The organism is Clostridium acetireducens DSM 10703, assembly GCF_001758365.1.
GTDB classification, from domain to species: Bacteria; Bacillota; Clostridia; order Clostridiales; family Clostridiaceae; genus Clostridium_C; species Clostridium_C acetireducens.
The window spans coordinates 70,195-91,606 of sequence record NZ_LZFO01000007.1 but is presented as its reverse complement, the minus strand read 5'-3'; the positions used below and the strand labels follow the sequence as shown (position 1 = coordinate 91,606).

Sequence of the window (21,412 nt, the reverse complement as noted above, 5' to 3'; positions counted from 1 at the left end):
AACATCAGGTTGATAGGTCAGAGGTGCAAGCGTGGTAACATGTTTAGCTGACTGATACTAATAGGTCGAGGGCTTGACCTTAAATATACTGTGCAATTTTGAAAGAATAATTTTCTTTCAAATAAAAGTAATTTACTTAGTTAAAGCTGAGTAGTACTTATTTAAAATAAAAATCTGGTGGTTATAGCTTAAAGGTAACACCCGTTTCCATGCCGAACACGAAGGTTAAGCTTTAAAGCGCTGATGGTACTGCAGGGGAGACCCTGTGGGAGAGTAGGTCACTGCCAGGTAAAGCGTTCCGCGATAGCTCAACGGTGGAGCATTCGGCTGTTAACCGAAGGGTTGAAGGTTCGAATCCTTTTCGCGGAGCCATTTTTATTTTTTGGATTTGTAATAGTATAAATTTTTTAAGATAAATAAGTAAAGATTATTATTTTAAAAAATTTATACTATTCTATTTTTTTGAATAAACTTATAAATATATAATAAATTATTATATAATTCAGAAAATTGTTTATTTTCTAAAAGGATTTTCCAGTTTAAAATAGAATATTATTAATAATAGGCTAAAATAATAAGGGGGAATTTTATGAAAAGTTATAGAACTGAAAATATAAGAAATGTAAGTATAATTGGACATAGTGGTTCAGGAAAAACAACTTTAATAGAATCTATACTTTATTATACAAAAAATATAGATAGAATGGGTAAAATAGAAGAGGGAAATACTATAAGTGATTATAATATAGAAGAAAAAAACAGAGGAATATCTATTTCTACTTCTATTGTTCCATGCGAATGGAATAATGTTAAAGTAAATTTTATTGATACTCCAGGATATTTTGATTTTATTGGTGAAACTTTAGAAGGCATAAAAGCTTCAGATATTTCTATGATTGTAGTTTCTAGTGTATCAGGCATGCAAGTAGGTGTTGAAAAAGATTGGGATTATGTAAATAAATATAAATTACCTAGAGCATTTTATATAAATAAGCTAGATAGAGATAATAGTAAATTTAAGAAAACTTTAGAAAGTCTTAAGGAATATTTTGGGATGTCTATTGTTCCAGTACAATATCCTATAGGAGAGGGAGAAAATTTTAAAGGAGTTATTAATGTTATATCAAGAAAAGCTAGAATATTTAATCCAGATAAAAATATTATGGAAGAAGCAGATATACCAGAAAATTTAGTTTCAAAAGTTGATGAATGTAATAATATGATAGTAGAAGCTGTTGCTGAAAATGATGAGATTTTACTAGAAAAATATTTTGATGAAGGTAAATTAAGTAATGAAGAAATATATTCTGGTTTAATAAAAGGATGTTCTAGTGGAGATATATGTCCTGTAATGTGCGGTTCAGCTTTAACAGGTATAGGAATGCAAACATTAATGGAGGATATAGTAGAATGTTTTCCATCTCCTAATTTAACAGAAGGAATTAAAGCTAAGTACAAAGATGAAGAATATATAAATGTAAAAATAGACGAAAATGAACCTTTTTCCGCCTTTGTATTTAAAACTATAGTTGATCCTTTTGTTGGGAAATTATCTTTGTTTAAAGTTATATCAGGTAAAATTAAAGAAGATTCATTAGTTTATAATGCAAATAAAAATAAAAATGAAAAAATAAGTTCTATTTTATTTTTAAGAGGAAAAGAACAAATTAAAACATCAGAAATAATTGCAGGAGATATAGGAGCTGTAGCTAAATTACAGTATACATCTACAGGAGATACATTAACTGATAATTCTAGATGTTTAGAATTTCAACCTATAGAATTTCCTGAACCTATGATGCCTATGGCTATTATTGCTAAATCCAATAATGATGAAGATAAGATTTCTACAGGTATAAATAAAATATTGCAAGAAGACATTACATTAAAAGTTTCAAGAGATATTGAAAATGCAGAAACAATAATATGGGGCATTGGAGAAACTCATATTGATGTATTAGCTAGTAAATTAAAGAATAAATTTGGAATAGAAGTAATATTAGAAACGCCTAAAGTTCCTTATAGAGAAACAATAAAAAAATCTATAGAAGTACAAGGTAAGTATAAAAAGCAGTCTGGTGGACATGGACAATATGGTGATGTAAAAATACGATTTGAGCCTAGATTAGATGGAGATGATTTAGAATTTATAGATAAAATTGTAGGCGGAGTTGTTCCTAAACAGTATATACCTTCTGTAGAAAAAGGATTGATAGAATCTATGAAAAAAGGTGTTTTAGCTGGATATCCAGTTATAAGATTAAAAGCTACTTTATATGATGGATCCTATCATTCTGTAGATTCTTCAGATATGGCTTTTAAAGTAGCAGCTTCAATGGCATATAAAAAGGGATTAAATATGTCAGAACCAGTACTTCTAGAACCTATTATGCATGTAGAAGTATTGTCTCCAGAAGAATACATGGGAGACATAATAGGCGATATTAATAAAAAAAGAGGAAGAGTTTTAGGAATGATTCCAGAAGGAAAAATTCAAAAGGTTATTTGTGAAATTCCTCAAGCAGAAATATTTAATTATACAAATGATTTAAAATCTATAACTCAAGGAAGAGGAACATTTTCAATGAAATTTGAAAAATATGAAGAAGTTCCAGATTTAGAAGCAGAAAAAATAATAAATAGTGCTAAGGAAGTTAATAAAACTATATAATAAATAAAAAGTTCTAAAAGAGTATACTCTTTTAGAACTTTTTATTTATTATATTAATAATTTTCTATAAATACCTCAAAGTAAGATTGAGGGTGAGCACAGGCAGGGCAAGAATCAGGAGCTTCTTTGCCTTCAAATATATATCCACAATTATTACATTTCCATAGTACCTTAGAATCTTTTTTAAATACAGATTCATTTTCTATATTAGAAAGAAGTTTTCTATATCTAGCTTCATGTCTTTTTTCTACAGTTGCTACTTCTCTGAAAACTCTAGCTATTTCAGAAAAACCTTCTTCTTCAGCAATTTTTGCAAAATTTGGATACAAATCTGACCATTCCTCATTTTCTCCATTTGCTGCGTATTTTAGATTATCTTTTGTGTTAGATAATCCTACAGGATAGTCTGCTGTTACATTTACAGTTTCACCTTGGAGATCTTTATTTAAAAATTTAAAAAATAATTTTGCATGTTCTTTTTCATTTTCAGCTGTTTCTGCAAATATGTTTGATATTTGAACATATCCATCTTTTTTAGCTTGAGAAGAATAATAAGTATATCTTGTTCTAGCTTGAGATTCTCCGGCAAAAGCTTTCATTAAATTTTCAGCTGTTTTAGTTCCTTTTAATGAGTTCATGTTAATCCCTCCAATATAATATATTGTTTATATTATAACATTTTTATGTAAAAATAAAAAATTTAAATTACAATCCAATTATAGTTTTGAATATTTTATATAAACATACAGAAAATATAAAGCAAAGGAGTGAGTAGTTTGTCAGAGTATTTTTTGAATATTAATGGAAGATTAGAATTATCAGATTATAGTAGTATTTATGATTATATAGATATAGTTGATAAAACAGATAAATTAACTATAAATATTGATTGTAATAATAAAGATTTTGATATAATATATGTGATGCTTAAAAATAAAAAATTAAGTATTGATTATAAAAAAGTAAAAGGAGAAAAATACTCTATAATTGCCTATAAATAAATTACTATTTAATTTTTTAAAAAAAGTAGATATAATAAATATGAATTTTATTTATAGGAGGTTATGAGTAGAAATAATAATGGAAAAAAATTATTTTATAGGAATTGATTTAGGAGGAACTAAAATAAATGGTATACTTATGGATAGTAGGTGTAATATTCTAAGTAAATATATGATTTATACTAAGGCTTCTAAGGGAGAAAAAGCTGTTTTGAATAGAATTATGTTAGTTATAGATAATTTAATAAACTATTCTAAAAAAAATATAAAGGATATTAAATGTATAGGAATAGGGGCACCGGGACCTTTAAATAGAAAGACAGGAATAATTTTAAATACTCCTAATCTTCCTTTTAAAAATTTTAATATAATTGAGACTATAAAAAAAATATATAATATACCAGTAGTATTGGATAACGATGCTAATGTAGCTGTTTTAGGCGAATATATATTTGGAAGTGGTAAAGGATATAAAAATTTAATATATATTACTGTAAGTACAGGAGTAGGAGCAGGTGCTATAATAAATGGTAAAATATATAGGGGTAGTACTTCCAATGCGTTAGAAATTGGACATATGACAATAATGCCCAAGGGTCCTAAATGTAATTGTGGTAATTATGGATGTTTAGAAGCATTAGCCTCTGGGACTTCTATGGAAAAACTAGCTAATAAATTAGTTAAGAAAAAGCATATTAATACTTCTTTAAAAAAGTATAATAATATAACAACTTATGAAATTTTTAATGAAGCTAAAAATGGAGATATAATTTCCAATGAAATAATTGACAGTGCTTTAGAATTTTTGGGAATTGGAATATCTAATATAATAACAATTTTTAATCCTGAGGCAGTAATAATAGGTGGAGGTATAACTAATATAGGTGATAGACTATTTGATATAGTAAAAAGAGAAGTAAAAAAAAGATGTTTTGAAAATTTGTACAATAATTGTAGTATAATTCCAAGTAAGCTAGGTAAAGATTCAGGTGCTATAGGAGCAGCAACTTTAGCACTTATGGAAAGCTAATCAATATTGTTAAGGGGGATTTTTATGATAACATTATATTTAGTGAGACATGGAGAAACACTTTGGAATGTAGAAGGTAAGATGCAGGGGTGGAATGACTCTCCATTAACTGAAAAAGGAATAAGACAAGCTCAGAAATTAGGTGAAAGATTAAAAAATATAAATTTTGACGTTATATATTCAAGTCCTATAGGAAGAGCTTTAAAAACTGCTGAGTTAGTAAAAGGTTTTAAAAACACACCTTTGGTATTAGATGATGGATTAAAAGAAATAAAACTTGGTCCTTGGGAAGGAAAAAGTATTCAAGAATTAAAGGAAGAGGAACCTGAACAATTTAATAATTTTTGGCATGAACCTCACTTATATTATTTTCAGGGTGCGGAAACTTTTAAAGATGTTAGAGAAAGGACTCATAAAGCAATAGATAGTATATTAAGTAGAAATAAAGATAAAAAAGTGCTTATAGTTACACATACAATTGCTTTAAAATCTATTATGTCTAAGTTTGAACACAGACCTATAAAAAATTTATGGGCTCCTCCTCGTATACATCAAACTAGTTTAACTGTAGTTAAAATAGATGATGATAATAATTGTGAAATTATAAAATATGCAGATACAAGTCATTTAGATGAAGTTAAAAGAGATAATATTACTGCAGTATAATATTATAAAAATGTATTCTATATTATATAGAATACATTTTTATATATAAAATCTTTGAAATTATTAGGAAACAATAATTAAACTAATTTAAGTTCTATGTATAAATAAATTATAAATAAAATCAGTGTTGAATAATTTTAATAAGTATATTAATATTAAATAAGGTCAAAGAAAGGCAAAGTCAGCAGGAGGAGATTACTATGGCTAGGTTATCTGATATAATAGAGGAATTTATAAAAGATATGTTTGAAGAAAATAATAAGGGCGAATTACAAATTCAAAGAAATGAACTTGCTAATTATTTTAGTTGTGCACCTTCCCAAATTAACTATGTTTTAACAACAAGGTTTACTACTGAAAAAGGTTATTATATAGAAAGTAAAAGAGGGGGAGGAGGATATATAACAATAAAGCGAGTTGAGTTTAATGAAAACACTTCTCTTGCAGAAGTTATAAATGAAAAAATAGGTGAGTGGATAACTTATGATAAGGCAATAAAAATAATAGAGGGATTATTAGAAGCGAGAATTATAAATAACAGAGAAGCTGCATTAATGAAAGTAGCTATTAATGATAGAAATTTAGGTTCAGAGTTTGGTATACGAAATAAAATTAGGGCAAATATATTAAAAGCAATGATTATGGTTGTGTTATCATTAAATGTGTAAATATTCCAGGTTGATTTAAGGAGGATAGAAATATGTTATGTGAATTTTGTAAAAAAAATGAGGCTAATGTTCATATTACTAAAGTAATAAATGGTGTAAAAAAAGAACTTAGATTATGTGATAAATGTGCAAAAGGTATACAGGGAATGGATTTTATGCCAGTTATAGATTTCCCTTCACATTTTACTTTTCAAAATTTTTTAAGTGGTATAATGGAATATTTAAATGATCCTTATGAAGAAAAAAAATCTTATAAGCTATTTTGTAAAAATTGTGGAACACCATATAATGAGTTTAGAAAAAAAGGGCTATTAGGATGTAGTCAATGTTATGATAATTTCAAATCAGTATTATTACCTGTAATTAAAAGAGTGCAAGGAAATGTAGAGCATACAGGAAAGATACCTAACAAATTAGGTAAGGATTTAATTATAAAGAGAAAAATAGTTAAACTAAAGGAAGATTTACAAAAGGCTATAGCTACAGAAGAATATGAAAAAGCTGCTGAGATTAGGGATTTAATAAAGGAAATAGAAATTAATGAGGAAAGGAGGAAATAACGTGGAAAATTGGATAAAAGGTAATTTAAGTAATAAAGATATAGTATTAAGCAGTAGAATAAGGTTAGCAAGAAATATAAAAGATATAAAATTTCCTCATAATTTGGATGAAGATAAAAGTAAAGAAGTAATAGATATAGTAGAAAATGCATTTTATTATAGTTCGGATATAAAACATAATTATAAAAGTATACGTTTATGGGAAAATGATTCTATTACTAATAGAACTTATTTGGAAAAGCATTTAATAAGCAATAAATTATTAATTAATAATAAAAAATCTGCTTTTATATTAAATAATGAGGAAACTATAAGTTTAATGATAAATGAAGAAGACCACATAAGACTTCAATGTATTACAGCAGGACTAAATTTAGGAGAAGCATATAATATAGCAAATAAATTAGATGATTTATTAGAAGAAAATTTAAAATATGCTTTTGATGAAAAATTGGGGTATATTACAGCTTGTCCTACTAATATAGGAACTGGAATGAGAGCTTCTGTTATGTTACATTTACCTACTTTAACTATAAATAATCAAATAGGTGAAGTATTAAATGTTTTAAGTCAAGTAGGTATGACTATGAGAGGATTATATGGAGAAGGTTCTAAAACTATAGGGAGAATATATCAAATTTCTAATCAATTAAGTTTAGGATTAAGCGAAGAAGAAATAATAAATAATTTAAAAGCAGTGGTAAATCAAATAATAAATCAAGAAAAATTAACAAGAGATAAACTTATGGAAAGCCATAAATATGAAATTGAAGATAGAGTATATAGAGCTTTAGGTATATTGAAGTCTGCAGTATTAATAGACAGTTTTGAAGTTTTAACTTTATTATCAGATGTAAGGTTAGGAGTTGAAATGGGAATGATTAATAATGTAGATAAAAGTATAATGAATACTTTATTATTAGATACTCAAACAGCAACTTTACAAAAAACATATAAAGATAAATTAACAGAAAAAGAAATACAATTTAATAGAGCTAAATTAGTTAGAGAAAAATTAAATTCTATTAATTAAAATTGAATAGGTGGTGAATTAGTTATGATGTTTGGAAGATTTACAGAAAGAGCTCAAAGGGTTTTAATTTATGCACAAAAAGAAGCACAAAATTTTAAACATGGATATGTTGGCACTGAACATATATTGTTAGGTATATTAAAAGAAGAAGGAGTAGCCAAGGAAATACTAAATAATATGGGTATAACTGCAGAAAATGTAAAACAGTTAATAGAAGAATATGAAGGTAAAGGGGATATAAATTTATATAATAATGAAATTCCTCTTACTCCAAGAACAAAAAGGTTATTAGAACTTAGTTTGTTAGAAGCTAGAAATTTAAATCATAATTATATAAGTCCAGAGCATCTATTATTAGCTCTTATAAGAGAAGCGGAGGGAGTTGCCTTTACAATACTTAATAATTTAGGAGCTGATTTAAATAAGTTAAGGGCAGAACTATTGAAATGCTTATCAGATAAAGGTAGTAAAGAAAATTCTACTAATACAAATGCAACTACACAAGATACACCTTTTTTAAATCAATTTGGTAGGGATTTAACTCAAATGGCAAGGGATGCAAAATTAGATCCTGTAATAGGGAGAGATAAAGAAACACAAAGAGTTTTAGAAATATTGTGTAGAAGAACAAAAAATAATCCTTGTTTGATAGGAGAACCTGGAGTAGGTAAGACTGCTATAGCAGAGGGACTTGCACAAAAAATTGTATCTGGTAATATTCCTGAAATATTGAAAAATAAAAGAGTAATTACTCTTGATTTATCTGGAATGATAGCAGGATCTAAATATAGGGGAGAATTTGAAGATAGATTAAAGAAAGTCATGGAAGAAATAAAAAATTCAGGAAATGTAATATTGTTTATAGATGAAATTCATACTATAATAGGTGCCGGAGCAGCCGAAGGGTCAATAGATGCATCTAATATATTAAAACCTTCTTTATCTAGAGGAGAAATACAATGTATAGGTGCCACTACTATAGATGAATATAGAAAATATATAGAAAAAGATGCTGCATTGGAGAGAAGATTTCAACCAGTTACAGTAGGAGAGCCAACTAAAGAAGAGGCATTACTTATATTAAAAGGATTAAGAGACAAGTATGAAGCTCACCATAGAGTTAAAATAACAGATGATGCGTTGAAGACATCTGTAAATTTATCAGATAGATATATAACAGATAGATTTTTACCAGATAAAGCTATAGATTTAATGGATGAAGCAGCGGCTAAAGTAAGAATTGAAAATTTAGTAGCTCCACCAGATTTGAAAAAAGTAGAAACTAGTATGGAAAAGATTACTAAGGAGAAAGAAGATGCAATAAGGGTACAAGATTTTGAAAAAGCTGCAAAATTAAGAGATAAAGAAAAAGAATTAAAAAATAAATTAGAAGATTTAAAATCTAATTGGAAGGCAAAAAAAGAAGTTACTAATTTAGTAGTAGATGAACCTCAAATAGCTTCTGTAGTATCTAAATGGACTAATGTACCAGTAGAAAAATTAACAGAAAAAGAATCAGAGAGACTTTTAAAGTTAGAAGATATTCTTCATGGCAGAGTTATAGGTCAACATGAAGCAGTTAAATCTATAGCAAAGGCAGTAAGAAGAGCTAGAGTTGGATTAAAAGACCCTAATAGACCTATTGGTTCTTTCATATTTTTAGGACCTACTGGAGTAGGCAAAACAGAGTTATCTAAAGCTTTAGCGGAAGCTATGTTTGGTGATGAAAATGATATGATAAGAATAGATATGTCGGAGTATATGGAAAAGCATACAGTATCTAGACTTATTGGTTCACCTCCAGGTTATGTAGGTTTTGATGAAGGAGGTCAGCTAACTGAAAAAGTTAGAAGAAATCCATATTCAGTGGTGCTTTTTGATGAAATAGAAAAAGCGCATCCAGATGTATTTAATGTTTTATTGCAAATATTAGAAGATGGAAGACTTACAGATGGAAAAGGGAAAACTGTAAATTTTAAAAATACAATAATAATAATGACTTCAAATGTAGGGGCTTCAACTATTAAAAAGCAAAGATCTCTAGGTTTTGATATTTCACAAGAAAATTTAAATGAATCAGAATATGAAAAAATGAAAGAAAATATCATGGAAAGTTTAAAAAAATCTTTTAGACCTGAATTTTTAAATAGAGTAGATGATATTATAGTTTTTCATCAATTACAAGAAAAAGATTTACAACAAATAGTAAAATTAATGTTAAAGTCTGTATCTAAAAGATTGAAACAACAACAAATAGATATTAGATTTACAGAAGAAGCAGAAAAATTATTAGCTAAAGAAGGATTTGATCCAACTTATGGAGCAAGACCATTAAGGAGAGCAATAACTAAAATTGTTGAAGATAAATTATCAGAAGAAATATTGAAAAACAATATAAAAAAAGAAGATAAAGTTTTAGTTTCTGTCAATAATGAAGAATTAGTATTTAGTAGAGAATAATAAAGATTTTTGCTGTTTTTCAAGGAAGTTTTAAATTTTTTTAAAACTTCCTTATTTATTCTTCAATATATAGTAAAATTATTGTATAATATTTTTGCAACCATTGGAGGAAAATGTGATGAAAAAAAATAAAACCCATTATGTATGTCAACAATGTGGATATGATTCAGTAAAATGGTTAGGTAAGTGTCCTAATTGCTCTACTTGGAATAGTATGGTAGAGGAGGCAAAGGAAGAAAGTACTAAGTCTTTTAATTTAAATATTGATATAACAAAAGCAAAAAGTATAGTTGATATAAAATCTAGTAATTATGGAAGATTGGATACTTCTATAAGTGAACTTAATAGAGCTTTAGGTGGAGGAGTAGTTAAAGGTTCTTTAACATTAATATCAGGTGAACCAGGCATAGGCAAATCTACTTTGCTTTTGCAGACAGCTAATAATATAGCAGATAAGTATGGAAAGGTTTTATATATTTCTGGTGAAGAGTCTGATGAACAAATTAAAATTAGAGGAGACAGACTTAAAGCGTTAAGTTCTGATTTATATGTATTAGCTGAAACTAATATGGAAAATATTAAAGGTTATATAAAAGATATAAGTCCTATATTTGTAATTATAGATTCTATACAAACTCTTTTTAAAAATTCTATTTCTTCTGCACCAGGAAGTGTATCTCAAGTTAGAGAATGTTCTAACGATATTATGTATATAGCCAAAACAAGTAGCATACCATTTTTTATAGTAGCTCATGTTACCAAACAAGGACAATTAGCAGGTCCAAGAGTATTAGAGCATATGGTTGATACTGTTTTGTCTTTTGAAGGAGAGAGAACTCAAGAATTTAGAATTTTAAGGACTATGAAAAATCGTTTTGGTACTACTAGTGAAATAGGAGTTTTTGAAATGAAAGGAGAAGGTTTAATACAAATTCCCAATCCTTCCCAAGTATTTCTAGAAGAAACAGAATTTCAAAAGGAAGGTTCAGTAATTATAGGAGTAATGGAGGGAACTAGACCTATACTAATAGAAATTCAAGCTTTAGTAAGTGAAACCAAAGCTTTTATGCCTAGAAGAACGGCTGTAGGAATAGATACTTCTAGACTTAATATTATATTAGCTGTATTAGAAAAAAAGTTGCGAATACCCTTTTATAATTGTGATGTATATGTAAATGTAGTAGGAGGATTGAATATAGAGGGCACTTTTGGAGATTTAGGATTAGCACTAGCTTTAATATCAAGTATAAAAGATAAAAAAATTAATATAAGTAAACTTATTGTTGTTGGAGAAGTAGGACTTACTGGAGAAGTGAGACCTGTGACATTTTGTGATAGAATTATAAATGAAGCATCAAAAATGGGATTTGAAAATATACTTTTACCTGCAAGAAATAGTGAAAAGTCAAAAGGTGAGTATATTAATGCTATTGGTGTGTCTTCTGTTAAAGAAGCAGTAAATAAAGTATTTTAATAGGGTGAGTTAAAATGAGATTACAAAAAAATAAAGAACTTATGGATATACTTAAAATAATGGCTCCAGGAACTCAGTTAAGAGAAGGTTTAGAGAATGTACTGAGAGCTAAAACTGGGGGACTTTTAGTATTAGGAGATAGTGAACAGATATTAAATTTAGTCGATGGAGGATTCACTATAAATGCTGAATATAGCCCTTCATATGTATATGAATTAGCTAAAATGGATGGTGCTATAGTATTAAGTAGTGATTTAAAAAGAATAATATGTGCTAATGCTCAGCTTATTCCAGGTTCATCTATACCTACATACGAAACAGGTACTAGGCATAGAACAGCAGATAGAGTAGCAAAGCAAACAGGGAATATAGTTATAGCTATATCACAGAGAAGAAATGTTATAACTGTTTATAAAGGAAATGTAAAATATGTTTTAAGAGATAGTAGTGTAATATTAGGAAAGGCAAATCAAGCATTACAGACTTTAGAAAAATATGTTTCTGTTTTAGATAGGGTAGTTAATAATTTGAATATTTTAGAATTTAAAGATTTAGTAACTTTATTTGATGTTACTACAGCTATTCAGAGGACGGAAATGGTTATGAGAATAGTAGGTGAAATAGAATTATATATATGTGAATTAGGAAATGAAGGAAGACTAATATCTATGCAATTAGATGAATTAGTTAAATACATAGAACAAGATGGTATACTTTTAATAAGAGACTATTGCAAAAATAATATGGATTATACTGAAATATACAATCAAATACAAAAAACTACTTCCCAAGAACTTTTAGAATTAGAGTCTATTTCTAAAAGTTTAGGATATATAGGAGTCCCTTTAGTAGATACTCTTATTTCACCTAGAGGATATAGAATGTTAAATAAAATTCCAAGAATACCGAGTAATGTAATAGAAAATGTAGTTAAAAATTTTAAAGAATTAAAAGAAGTTATGGAAGCTTCTTATGAGCAACTAGATAAAGTTGAGGGAATTGGTGAAATTAGAGCAAAGGCTATAAAAAATGGATTAAGAAGATTAAGAGAAGAAATGATATTAGACAAACAAATATAAGGGATATAATTGTATAAGGTTTATACAATATATCCCTTATATTTTTACCTTAATGCATATTTATCTAAAATGTTAATTTTATCATATTCTTTTAAAAATATATCATATAAATTTAAATTTAAAATACTGCATAAGGAAGTTATATAAAATAAGTTATGACCTATTTCCTTCTCTATAATTTCTTTGCAATTCTCACATAAATTACCTTCTATATGAGAATTAATTGATTTAGTTATATTACCAGATTCAATGTCTTTGTATGCAATTTTTTGTTTTTCAGCAGAAATTTTTATGCAACCACAGTTGGTAACAGATTTTGCTATAGCTCTGTTTATTTTGCTTTGAGATTCTTCTAGTTTAGTTATTATATCTAATATACTTCTATGTCTTATTAAAGATTCATTTACAATAACTTGAAAATCATCAAAAATTATATCTTTCATTAAGCTCACTCCTTAAAAGCTTTTTATAATTTAAGTACGAAATTTGTAGTATATAGATATAATAGAATAAGAAGTGTTTTAATAATAGGGGGATTGTTATGTTAAAATATGGACAAAAAGTATTTTTAAAAAATTACGGTGCTGGTTTAGTAATAGATAAAGAATATAAAGAGTATTTAAATAAAAAAGAAGAAAAGTATGTGTTACTATATTTCTTATTAGATGGTATAAAGATGCATATACCTATAAAAAATTTTAAAAATTATAGTATTAGAGATATTAATACCCAAGATGATATATTAAAAAATTTAAATAAAATTAAAACTACACCTGATTTTATTGAAGAAAAGTGGAATAAGAGGTATAAACAAAATAATAAAAAAATATCAACAGGAATTTTAGAAAAACAATGTGAAATAATAAGAGATTTAAGATATCTAAAAATGGAAAAAAAATTACCACCTGTTGAGCAAAAAATGTTAAAAAGGGTTCAAGGATTAGTAGCAAGTGAAATTTCATTAGCTTTTGATATAAGCTTAGAAATGTCTTATAATAAAATAAAAACAATTAGTAAATAAAATATTAAATTAAATTAAGTTTATTGAAAAAAAGTTTTTATTAATATATATTAGAATTAAAAGGATTTAAAATGAAAAAAATGTTAATAATATACCAAGGAGGTGATATTTTGTTTAACAAAATATTGAGAGGACTTTTTACTATTACAGGTATTGGTTTTGGATATTTAATTGGAAGGGAAATTGTAAAAACAGAATATTTTTTAAAAATTGTTAATTTTAAAAGTAATACTATTATGAGTATATTTGTTATTATATTTTGTTCGCTTGTATTTGGAATTATTTTATTCTTATTATCCTCATGGATTAATAAAGGTATAATTAAGATTATGGAATATGTTGAAAAAAAGGTTCAAAAGCTTCCTATAAATGATGTTATATTGGGAACTTTAGGAGCTATTATTGGACTTTTAATATCATCGCTGTTTGTAAATATACTTTCTAAAATACCTGTTATAGGACCTATAATAGCAGTTGTTATTGCTATTATAGTAGCGGCTTTAGGAGTTAAAATAGCTATAAAGAAAAAGGATGATATAACAAATTTGATGTCTAATGCATGGAAGAAAGGGGCTTCTAGTAAAGAAAAGAAAATGAAAAATCAAAAAGGAACCCCTAAAGTATTAGATACTTCTGTAATAATTGATGGAAGAATATTTGATATATGCAAAACAGGATTTATAGAAGGAAGTCTTGTTATACCTAATTTTGTATTAGAAGAGCTAAGACATATAGCAGATTCTTCTGATAGTTTAAAAAGAAACAGAGGAAGAAGAGGATTGGATATATTAAATAAGATACAAAAAGAATTAGATATAGAAGTACAAATATATGAAAAAGATTTTCCAGACATAGCAGAAGTAGATAGTAAATTATTAAAATTAGCTCAAGTTTTAGGAGGTAAGGTTATAACTAATGATTACAATTTAAATAAAGTTGCAGAATTTCAAGGAGTAGATGTTTTAAATATAAATGAATTATCAAATGCAGTTAAGCCTATAGCTTTACCAGGAGAACAAATGAAAGTTCAGGTTATAAAAGATGGAAAAGAATTGGGACAGGGATTAGCATATTTAGATGATGGAACAATGATAGTAGTAGAAAACGGAAAAAAATATATTGGTAATACTATAGAAGTAATAGTAACTTCAGTATTGCAAACAGCAGCAGGAAGAATGATTTTTGCTAAACCTAAAGGAGAATTTTAATATATGAATAAGACCTGTGCAATTGTGTTAGCAGCTGGAAAAGGCAAAAGAATGAAATCTAATATAAACAAACAGTTTATAAAAATAAATGATATGCCTATTTTAGCTCATACATTAAATGTATTTAATAAATCTAAATATATTGATAAGATAATATTAGTAGCAGCAGAAGATGAAATTAGCTATTGTAAAGAAAAAATAATTTGTAAGTATAACTTTAATAATGTAGTTAGCATTGTTAAAGGAGGAAAAGAAAGACAAAACTCTGTATATAATGGTTTGAAGGCAGTGAAAAATTGTAATATAGTTTTAATACATGATGGAGCAAGACCATTTATCTCTGATGATATAATAAAAAAAGGCATAGAGTTTGCAAGAATTTATGGCGCAGCAGCTTGTGGAGTAATGCCTAAAGATACAATAAAGATTAAAGATACAAATGGCTTTTCTAAATCTTCATTAAATAGAGAAAATCTTTTTATAGTTCAAACTCCCCAGTGCTTTAAATATGACTTAATACGGAAATGTCATGAAAAATTAATTGATAAAAAAGTTAAAGTTACAGATGATACATCTGTATTAGAAATTTTTAATTATAAAACATATTTATATGATGGAGATTATAGTAATATAAAGATAACAACTCCAGAAGATTTAATAATAGCAAAGGAGATATTAAAAGAAAGTAAACAAAAAATATATTGACACATATAAAAAAATATGTATAAATTAAGTATATAACATAATTTAATAAATTATATTAAATAAAATTACATTAGTTATCTTTCATTTACAATCCTAGAGTGAAAGATTTAACTTAAATAATTTCAAGTTCTTTATACTCTGGATTAATATAAATACAATTTAATCTGGAATTTAGGTATATTTAAAAAGTAGCCCGCCCTAAATAGGGCGGGTTTTTTATGTTAAAATAATTTGATAGAGATTTTATAAAAAATAAGGAGGAATACAAATGAAATTGTCACAAATGTTACTAGGAACTCTTAGAGAAATACCTTCAGAAGCAGAAATACCAAGCCATCAATTAATGTTAAGAGCTGGAATGATGAGAAAAATGGCTTCAGGAGTATATAATTTTATGCCCTTAGGAATTAGAGTAGTAAAAAAAATAGAAAATATAGTAAGAGAAGAAATGGATAAGTCTGGTGCACAAGAGTTATTAGCTTCAGCAATATTACCATCTGAGCTATGGAAAGAATCTGGAAGATGGGAAGTTTTTGGACCAGAAATGTTTAAATTAAAGGATAGAAATGATAGAGAATTTTGTTTAGGCCCTACTCATGAAGAGGTTTTTACAGATATAGCTAGAAATGAGATAAAGTCCTATAAACAATTACCTTTAAATTTATATCAAATACAAACAAAATATAGAGATGAAAGAAGACCAAGATTTGGAGTAATGAGATCTAGAGAGTTTATAATGAAAGATGCGTACAGTTTTGATAAAGATGAAAAAGGATTAGATGTATCTTATAAAAAAATGTATGAAGCTTATAATAGAATTTTTGAAAGATGTGGATTAAAATGTAGCTGTGTTGAAGCAGATTCAGGAGCTATGGGAGGAGCAGGTTCAGCAGAATTTATGGTAAAATCTGATATAGGAGAAGATGAAATAGTTTTTTGTACACAATGTGATTATGCTGCAAATATTGAAAAGGCTCCATCAAAACCAGAATTAGGAGAAAAAGAAGAATTAAATGCCTTAGCAAAATTTGAAACACCAAATGTTAGAACTATAGAAGAACTTATTAAATTTTTTAATACTACTCCTAAAAAGTTTGCAAAAACTCTTATTTATAAAGCAGATGATAAAGTAGTTGCAGTTATGGTAAGAGGAGATAGAGAAGTAAATGAAGTAAAAGTTGTAAACGAAATAGGAGGAGCTATATCTTTTGAAATGGCAAATGAAAGCTTAGTAAAAAAGGCTACTTCAGCAGAAGTTGGATTTGCAGGTCCTATAGGAATAAAAGTAGACTTTTTATTAGTAGATAAAGAAATAGTTAATATGTATAATTTTATAGTTGGAGCAAATGAAACAGGATATCACTATACTAATGTTAATTATGGAAGAGATTTTGAAGGAATAGTGGGAGATTTTAGAAAAGTAGTAGAAGGAGATACGTGTCCTAAGTGTGGTAAAAAATTAACTATAGCTAGAGGTATAGAGGTAGGACATATATTTAAATTAGGAACTAAATATTCAGAATCTATGAATGCTGTATTTTTAGATGAAAATGGAGAGACTAAACCTCTTGTAATGGGATGTTATGGTATAGGTGTTACTAGAACGTTAGCAGCAGTAATAGAACAAAATAACGATGAAAATGGAATACTTTGGCCAGTTTCTATAGCACCATATAAAGTTATAGTAATTCCTGTAGTTAGTAAAAATAATGAACAAATGAGTATTGCGGAAGATATATATAATAAATTATCCCAAAATGGAATAGATGTATTACTTGACGATAGAAATGAAAGAGCAGGAGTGAAATTTAAAGATGCGGATTTAATAGGAATTCCTATTAAAATTATAGTAGGTAAAAAAATTAATGAAGGAATGGTAGAATTAAAATTCAGAAATGAAAATTTAAGCGAGGATGTAGAAATAGAAAACATAGTTAATAAAATAATAAAAAAATTAAAAAAGTAGCTATAAAAAATAAGAAAAATAGAATTTTTTAATGCAAAATGTAATATTGTGTGATAGAATAATGGTGTCGGAAACATTAAATAAAAATAGAATATTATATAATTGAAAGGGGTAATAATATGGAATTAAATTTGCAAATGGTTAAAGATGCTCAGAGAAATATTAAAGAAGTAGCAAGAAGAACACCATTATTCTACACAAGCACATTTTCTAAAATGAGTGGTGCTGAAGTATATTTAAAATGTGAAAACAAACAAAAAACAGGAGCTTTCAAATTAAGAGGAGCTTATAATAAAATAGTTAACTTAACTGAAGAAGAAAAGAAAAAAGGAGTTATTGCATCTTCAGCAGGAAATCATGCTCAAGGAGTTGCTTTTGCAGCTACAGCTTTTGGAATTAAAGCTACAATTGTAATGCCAAATACAGCACCAGGAGCTAAAGTAGAAGCAACAAAGGGATATGGAGCAGAAGTTGTACAATATGGAGAAGTTTATGATGAATGTGCTAAAAAAGCAGTAGAAATTCAAAAAGAAACAGGAGCAACGTATGTTCATCCATTTAATGATGAATATGTTATGGCAGGGCAAGGGACAGTAGCTCTTGAAATATTAGAAGATTTGCCTGAAACAGATGTAATCGTTGTACCAATTGGGGGAGGAGGATTAATTTCTGGTATAGCTGTTGCAGCTAAAGAATTAAAACCTGAAATAGAAATTATAGGAGTTCAACCAGAAAAGATAGCATCCACAAAAGCTTCTCTTGAGAAAGGTGAAATAGTAACATTACCTGGATTTAAGTCAATAGCTGATGGTATTTCAGTTGCAACTCCAGGAGATCATTCTTTTAAATATATTCAAAAATATGTAGATAAAGTAGTTGTGGTTTCAGAAGAAGAAATAAAAAATGCTATGTACTTAATAGCGGCTAGAGGTAAATTAATAGCTGAAGGTGCAGGAGCTTCAACAGTAGCTGCCATATTAAGCGGAAAGATTAATGCTAAAGGTAAGAAAGTAGTAGCAGTAATTAGTGGCGGAAATGTGGATATGACAACAATTTCTAAAATAGTAGAAGAAAAAAACAAGTAATATAAATTAATTTAGTTTAAAATAATTATAAAAGTTAATTTAAATATATTTAATAAACCATGCTGTATTCCTAAAGGAAAATAGCATGGTTTAAAAAATTATGGGAAAAATTAATATAAACTGATATAATATAATAAATATAAAGTTTTACAGGAGGTGCATATTGTGAAAATATATAATACTATGACAAGACAAAAAGAAGAATTTATACCTATAAATCCAATGCAAGTTAATATGTATGTATGTGGTCCTACAGTATATGATTTTTTCCATATTGGAAATGCAAGAACTTTTGTAATTTTTGATACAGTAAGAAGATATTTTGAGTACAGAGGGTATAAAGTAAATTATATACAAAATTTCACAGACATAGATGATAAAATGATAAATAGGGCAAACAAAGAAAATATAACTGTTAAAGAGCTAGGGGATAAATTTATAGAAGAATATTATAAAGATGCAGATGGGTTAAACATAGAAAGAGCTACAATAAATCCTAGAGCAACAGAGTATATAAAAGAAATTATAAAGTTTGTAGAAGAGCTAATAGAAAAAGGTTATGCCTATGAAGTAGATGGAGATGTTTACTTTAGCACTAAAAAATTTAAAGAATACGGAAAACTTTCAGGTCAAAAATTAGACGAACTTCAATTAGGGGCAAGAATAAATGTAGACGAAAGAAAAAAAGATCCAATGGATTTTGCTGTTTGGAAAAGTCAAAAACCTGAAGAACCTGCTTGGGAAAGTCCATGGGGTATGGGAAGACCAGGTTGGCATATAGAATGTTCTTGCATGGCTTATAACTTATTGGGAGAAACTATTGATATACATGCTGGTGGAGTAGATTTAGTTTTCCCACATCATGAAAATGAAGTTGCTCAAAGTGAAGCTAGAACAGGCAAAACATTTGCTAATTATTGGATGCACTCTGCTTTCATAAATATTAATAATCAAAAGATGTCTAAATCTCTTAATAATTTTTTTACTGCTAGGGAAGTACTAGAGAAGTATGATTTTGACGTAATAAGATTATTTATGCTTTCAGCTCATTATAGGACACCATTAAACTTTAGCAAAGAGCTTTTAGAAGGTGCTAAATCAGCTTTGGAAAGATTATATAATTCTATAAATAATCTTGAAAATTTATTAGAAGAATCATGTAAAGAAAAAATGGATGATAATGATAAAAAGTATATTAAAAATTTAGATGAATATAAATCTAAATATATTGAAAAAATGGATGATGATTTTAATACAGCAGATGCTATATCTGTTATATTTGATTTAATTAAAGATATAAATGTAAATGTAAATGTTAATTCTTCAAAGGAAATCATTAAATATTGTTTAGATTTAATAAGAGAATTAGGAAGTCCATTAGGCATATTGCAAAAATCTACTAAGATTAATTTAGATGAAGAAATAGAACAGTTAGTACAAAAAAGACAGAAAGCAAGAAAAGATAAAAATTGGGATTTAGCTGATAAAATAAGAGATGATTTAAAATCCAAAGGAATAGTTTTAGAAGATACTCCTCAAGGAGTTAGATGGAAAAGGATATAGATATTTATTTTAGAAATGGAGAATTTTTATGGAGTTTTTAAAGAAAAAGTTTAGTTTAGAAGAAGCTAAACAATTAAGCCCACTTGTATTAGCTTTTATAGGAGATGCTGTATATGAATTATTTGTTAGAAATTACTTGGTACATTTAAATAATAATATGCCAGTTAATATGCTTCATAATAAAGCAGTTTCTTTTGTAAAAGCTCATTGTCAAAGCGAAATGATGAATAACCTACTAGTGTATTTAAATACAGAAGAAATAGCAATATTTAAAAGAGGCAGAAATGCCAAATCAGCTACTGTACCTAAGCATGCAAAAGTTGTAGATTATAGAATTGCTACGGGCTTTGAAGCATTGTTAGGGTACTTGTATATAACAGATCAAATAGATAGACTAAATGAATTGTTTGAAAAAATAATTGAATTCAAAAATTGTAATTAGGAGTGAATGTAGAAATGTCTCTTAAAGTGAAATTAATAGAATATACTCCAAATCCTGAAAAAGTTATTGCATCTGCTGCTAAATTGTGCTATAGCTCAGTAGGAGTTGATGAAATACAAAAAAATTTAACAGAAGAAAACACATCAAGGTTTTTAAATATGCTTATGTCTTTAGGACATGAATCTCCCATAGAACATGTATCTTTTACTTTTGCTATTGAGGGAGTGTCTAGGACTCTTACCCATCAATTGGTTAGACATAGAATAGCTTCATATTCACAACAAAGTCAAAGATATGTAAAACTAGAACAATTTGAATATATAATTCCACCTGATATAGATAAAGATAAAAACGCAAGAGATATATTTATTAATACTATGAAAAGCTGTCAAAAATCTTATAATCAATTAGCGGATATACTTAAATCTAAGTATATAAATACTGGGCTCAATGAAAAGGAAGCTGAAAAAAAATCAATAGAAGATGCAAGATATGTATTTCCTAATGCATGCGAAACTAAAATAGTTGCAACCATGAATGCTAGAAGTCTTATGAATTTTTTTAATAATAGATGCTGTAATAGAGCTCAATGGGAAATAAGAGCTTTAGCAGATAAAATGTTAATAGAAGTAAAATCCGTAGCACCAAATCTTTTTAAATATAGTGGACCTCCATGCTTAAGGGGAAATTGTCCTGAAGGTAAAATGACTTGTGGAAAAATAGATGAAGTAAAAAATAGATATATCAATAGTGTTTAATAAAAGTCAGGAGAGGTATTAA

Annotated in this window: 19 protein-coding genes, 1 tRNA gene, 2 rRNA genes and 1 pseudogene; 21 read left to right on the top strand and 2 right to left on the bottom strand. The window is 27.4% G+C overall.

What is annotated here, in order from left to right; genetic code table 11:
• From CLOACE_RS03615 to fusA, 4 genes are all read left to right on the top strand, one after another.
• Window positions 1-81, top strand: a 23S ribosomal RNA gene (locus CLOACE_RS03615); the annotation flags it as partial.
• Window positions 82-173: 92 nt separating this feature from the next.
• A 5S ribosomal RNA gene (gene rrf, locus CLOACE_RS03610) occupies window positions 174-290 on the top strand.
• Window positions 291-297: 7 nt separating this feature from the next.
• Window positions 298-372 (top strand) — tRNA-Asn (locus CLOACE_RS03605).
• Between the two features lie 217 nt (window positions 373-589).
• Entirely contained in the window at window positions 590-2,671 is a 2,082-nt protein-coding gene (fusA, locus tag CLOACE_RS03600) for an elongation factor G (RefSeq protein ID WP_070109682.1), read from the top strand.
• A 53-nt stretch (window positions 2,672-2,724) separates the two neighbouring features.
• Here fusA and rbr read toward each other — a convergent pair whose 3' ends face one another.
• Entirely contained in the window at window positions 2,725-3,309 is a 585-nt protein-coding gene (gene rbr / locus CLOACE_RS03595; RefSeq protein WP_070109681.1) for a rubrerythrin, read from the bottom strand.
• Window positions 3,310-3,438: 129 nt separating this feature from the next.
• On the opposite strand from rbr, the gene CLOACE_RS03590 reads away from it, so the two are divergent.
• From CLOACE_RS03590 to disA, 9 genes are all read left to right on the top strand, one after another.
• Window positions 3,439-3,672: a hypothetical protein gene (locus CLOACE_RS03590; protein ID WP_242866385.1), complete on the top strand. Its 234-nt coding sequence runs from the start codon at window positions 3,439-3,441 to the stop codon at window positions 3,670-3,672.
• A 79-nt stretch (window positions 3,673-3,751) separates the two neighbouring features.
• Window positions 3,752-4,702 carry an ROK family protein gene (locus CLOACE_RS03585; RefSeq protein ID WP_070109679.1) on the top strand — a complete coding sequence of 317 codons (951 nt, stop codon included), beginning with the start codon at window positions 3,752-3,754 and terminating at the stop codon, window positions 4,700-4,702.
• A 24-nt stretch (window positions 4,703-4,726) separates the two neighbouring features.
• Window positions 4,727-5,368, top strand: coding sequence for a histidine phosphatase family protein (locus CLOACE_RS03580; RefSeq protein WP_070109678.1), 642 nt, complete (start codon window positions 4,727-4,729; stop codon window positions 5,366-5,368).
• 200 nt (window positions 5,369-5,568) lie between these two features.
• Entirely contained in the window at window positions 5,569-6,036 is a 468-nt protein-coding gene (locus tag CLOACE_RS03575; protein WP_070109677.1) for a CtsR family transcriptional regulator, read from the top strand.
• A gap of 32 nt (window positions 6,037-6,068) precedes the next feature.
• Window positions 6,069-6,596: a UvrB/UvrC motif-containing protein gene (locus CLOACE_RS03570; RefSeq protein WP_070109676.1), complete on the top strand. Its 528-nt coding sequence runs from the start codon at window positions 6,069-6,071 to the stop codon at window positions 6,594-6,596.
• Window position 6,597: 1 nt separating this feature from the next.
• Window positions 6,598-7,629: a protein arginine kinase gene (locus CLOACE_RS03565; RefSeq protein ID WP_070109675.1), complete on the top strand. Its 1,032-nt coding sequence runs from the start codon at window positions 6,598-6,600 to the stop codon at window positions 7,627-7,629.
• Window positions 7,630-7,653: 24 nt separating this feature from the next.
• Window positions 7,654-10,089: an ATP-dependent Clp protease ATP-binding subunit gene (locus CLOACE_RS03560; RefSeq protein WP_070109674.1), complete on the top strand. Its 2,436-nt coding sequence runs from the start codon at window positions 7,654-7,656 to the stop codon at window positions 10,087-10,089.
• A gap of 118 nt (window positions 10,090-10,207) precedes the next feature.
• On the top strand, window positions 10,208-11,563 hold the full coding sequence (radA, locus tag CLOACE_RS03555) for a DNA repair protein RadA (RefSeq protein WP_070109673.1): 1,356 nt from the start codon (window positions 10,208-10,210) through the stop codon (window positions 11,561-11,563).
• Between the two features lie 14 nt (window positions 11,564-11,577).
• Window positions 11,578-12,642, top strand: coding sequence for a DNA integrity scanning diadenylate cyclase DisA (disA, locus tag CLOACE_RS03550; RefSeq protein ID WP_070109672.1), 1,065 nt, complete (start codon window positions 11,578-11,580; stop codon window positions 12,640-12,642).
• Window positions 12,643-12,686: 44 nt separating this feature from the next.
• Here disA and CLOACE_RS03545 read toward each other — a convergent pair whose 3' ends face one another.
• Window positions 12,687-13,085, bottom strand: coding sequence for a nucleoside triphosphate pyrophosphohydrolase family protein (locus CLOACE_RS03545; protein WP_070109671.1), 399 nt, complete (start codon window positions 13,083-13,085; stop codon window positions 12,687-12,689).
• Between the two features lie 98 nt (window positions 13,086-13,183).
• Between CLOACE_RS03545 and CLOACE_RS03540 the strand changes: the two genes are divergently transcribed.
• The 8 genes and pseudogenes from CLOACE_RS03540 to thyX all read left to right on the top strand — a co-directional run bounded on the left by CLOACE_RS03540 (window position 13,184) and on the right by thyX (window position 21,390).
• Window positions 13,184-13,663: a CarD family transcriptional regulator gene (locus CLOACE_RS03540; RefSeq protein ID WP_070109670.1), complete on the top strand. Its 480-nt coding sequence runs from the start codon at window positions 13,184-13,186 to the stop codon at window positions 13,661-13,663.
• Between the two features lie 110 nt (window positions 13,664-13,773).
• On the top strand, window positions 13,774-14,871 hold the full coding sequence (locus CLOACE_RS03535) for a PIN/TRAM domain-containing protein (protein ID WP_101495376.1): 1,098 nt from the start codon (window positions 13,774-13,776) through the stop codon (window positions 14,869-14,871).
• Window positions 14,872-14,874: 3 nt separating this feature from the next.
• Window positions 14,875-15,576 carry a 2-C-methyl-D-erythritol 4-phosphate cytidylyltransferase gene (gene ispD / locus CLOACE_RS03530; RefSeq protein WP_070109669.1) on the top strand — a complete coding sequence of 234 codons (702 nt, stop codon included), beginning with the start codon at window positions 14,875-14,877 and terminating at the stop codon, window positions 15,574-15,576.
• A 268-nt stretch (window positions 15,577-15,844) separates the two neighbouring features.
• Window positions 15,845-17,542 (top strand): proline--tRNA ligase, encoded by a 1,698-nt coding sequence (locus tag CLOACE_RS03525; protein WP_070109668.1) that lies wholly within the window; start codon window positions 15,845-15,847, stop codon window positions 17,540-17,542.
• 119 nt (window positions 17,543-17,661) lie between these two features.
• A pseudogene (ilvA, locus tag CLOACE_RS03520) lies at window positions 17,662-18,618 on the top strand (threonine ammonia-lyase); the annotation flags it as partial.
• A gap of 174 nt (window positions 18,619-18,792) precedes the next feature.
• The gene (cysS, locus tag CLOACE_RS03515) at window positions 18,793-20,190 is read left to right on the top strand and encodes a cysteine--tRNA ligase (protein ID WP_070109666.1); all 1,398 of its coding nucleotides are present in this window, start codon (window positions 18,793-18,795) and stop codon (window positions 20,188-20,190) included.
• 28 nt (window positions 20,191-20,218) lie between these two features.
• Window positions 20,219-20,632 carry a Mini-ribonuclease 3 gene (locus CLOACE_RS03510; protein ID WP_070109665.1) on the top strand — a complete coding sequence of 138 codons (414 nt, stop codon included), beginning with the start codon at window positions 20,219-20,221 and terminating at the stop codon, window positions 20,630-20,632.
• Window positions 20,633-20,646: 14 nt separating this feature from the next.
• Complete coding sequence (gene thyX / locus CLOACE_RS03505; RefSeq protein WP_070109664.1) at window positions 20,647-21,390, top strand: FAD-dependent thymidylate synthase; 744 nt, start codon at window positions 20,647-20,649, stop codon at window positions 21,388-21,390.
• The last annotated feature ends 22 nt before the right edge of the window (window positions 21,391-21,412 follow it).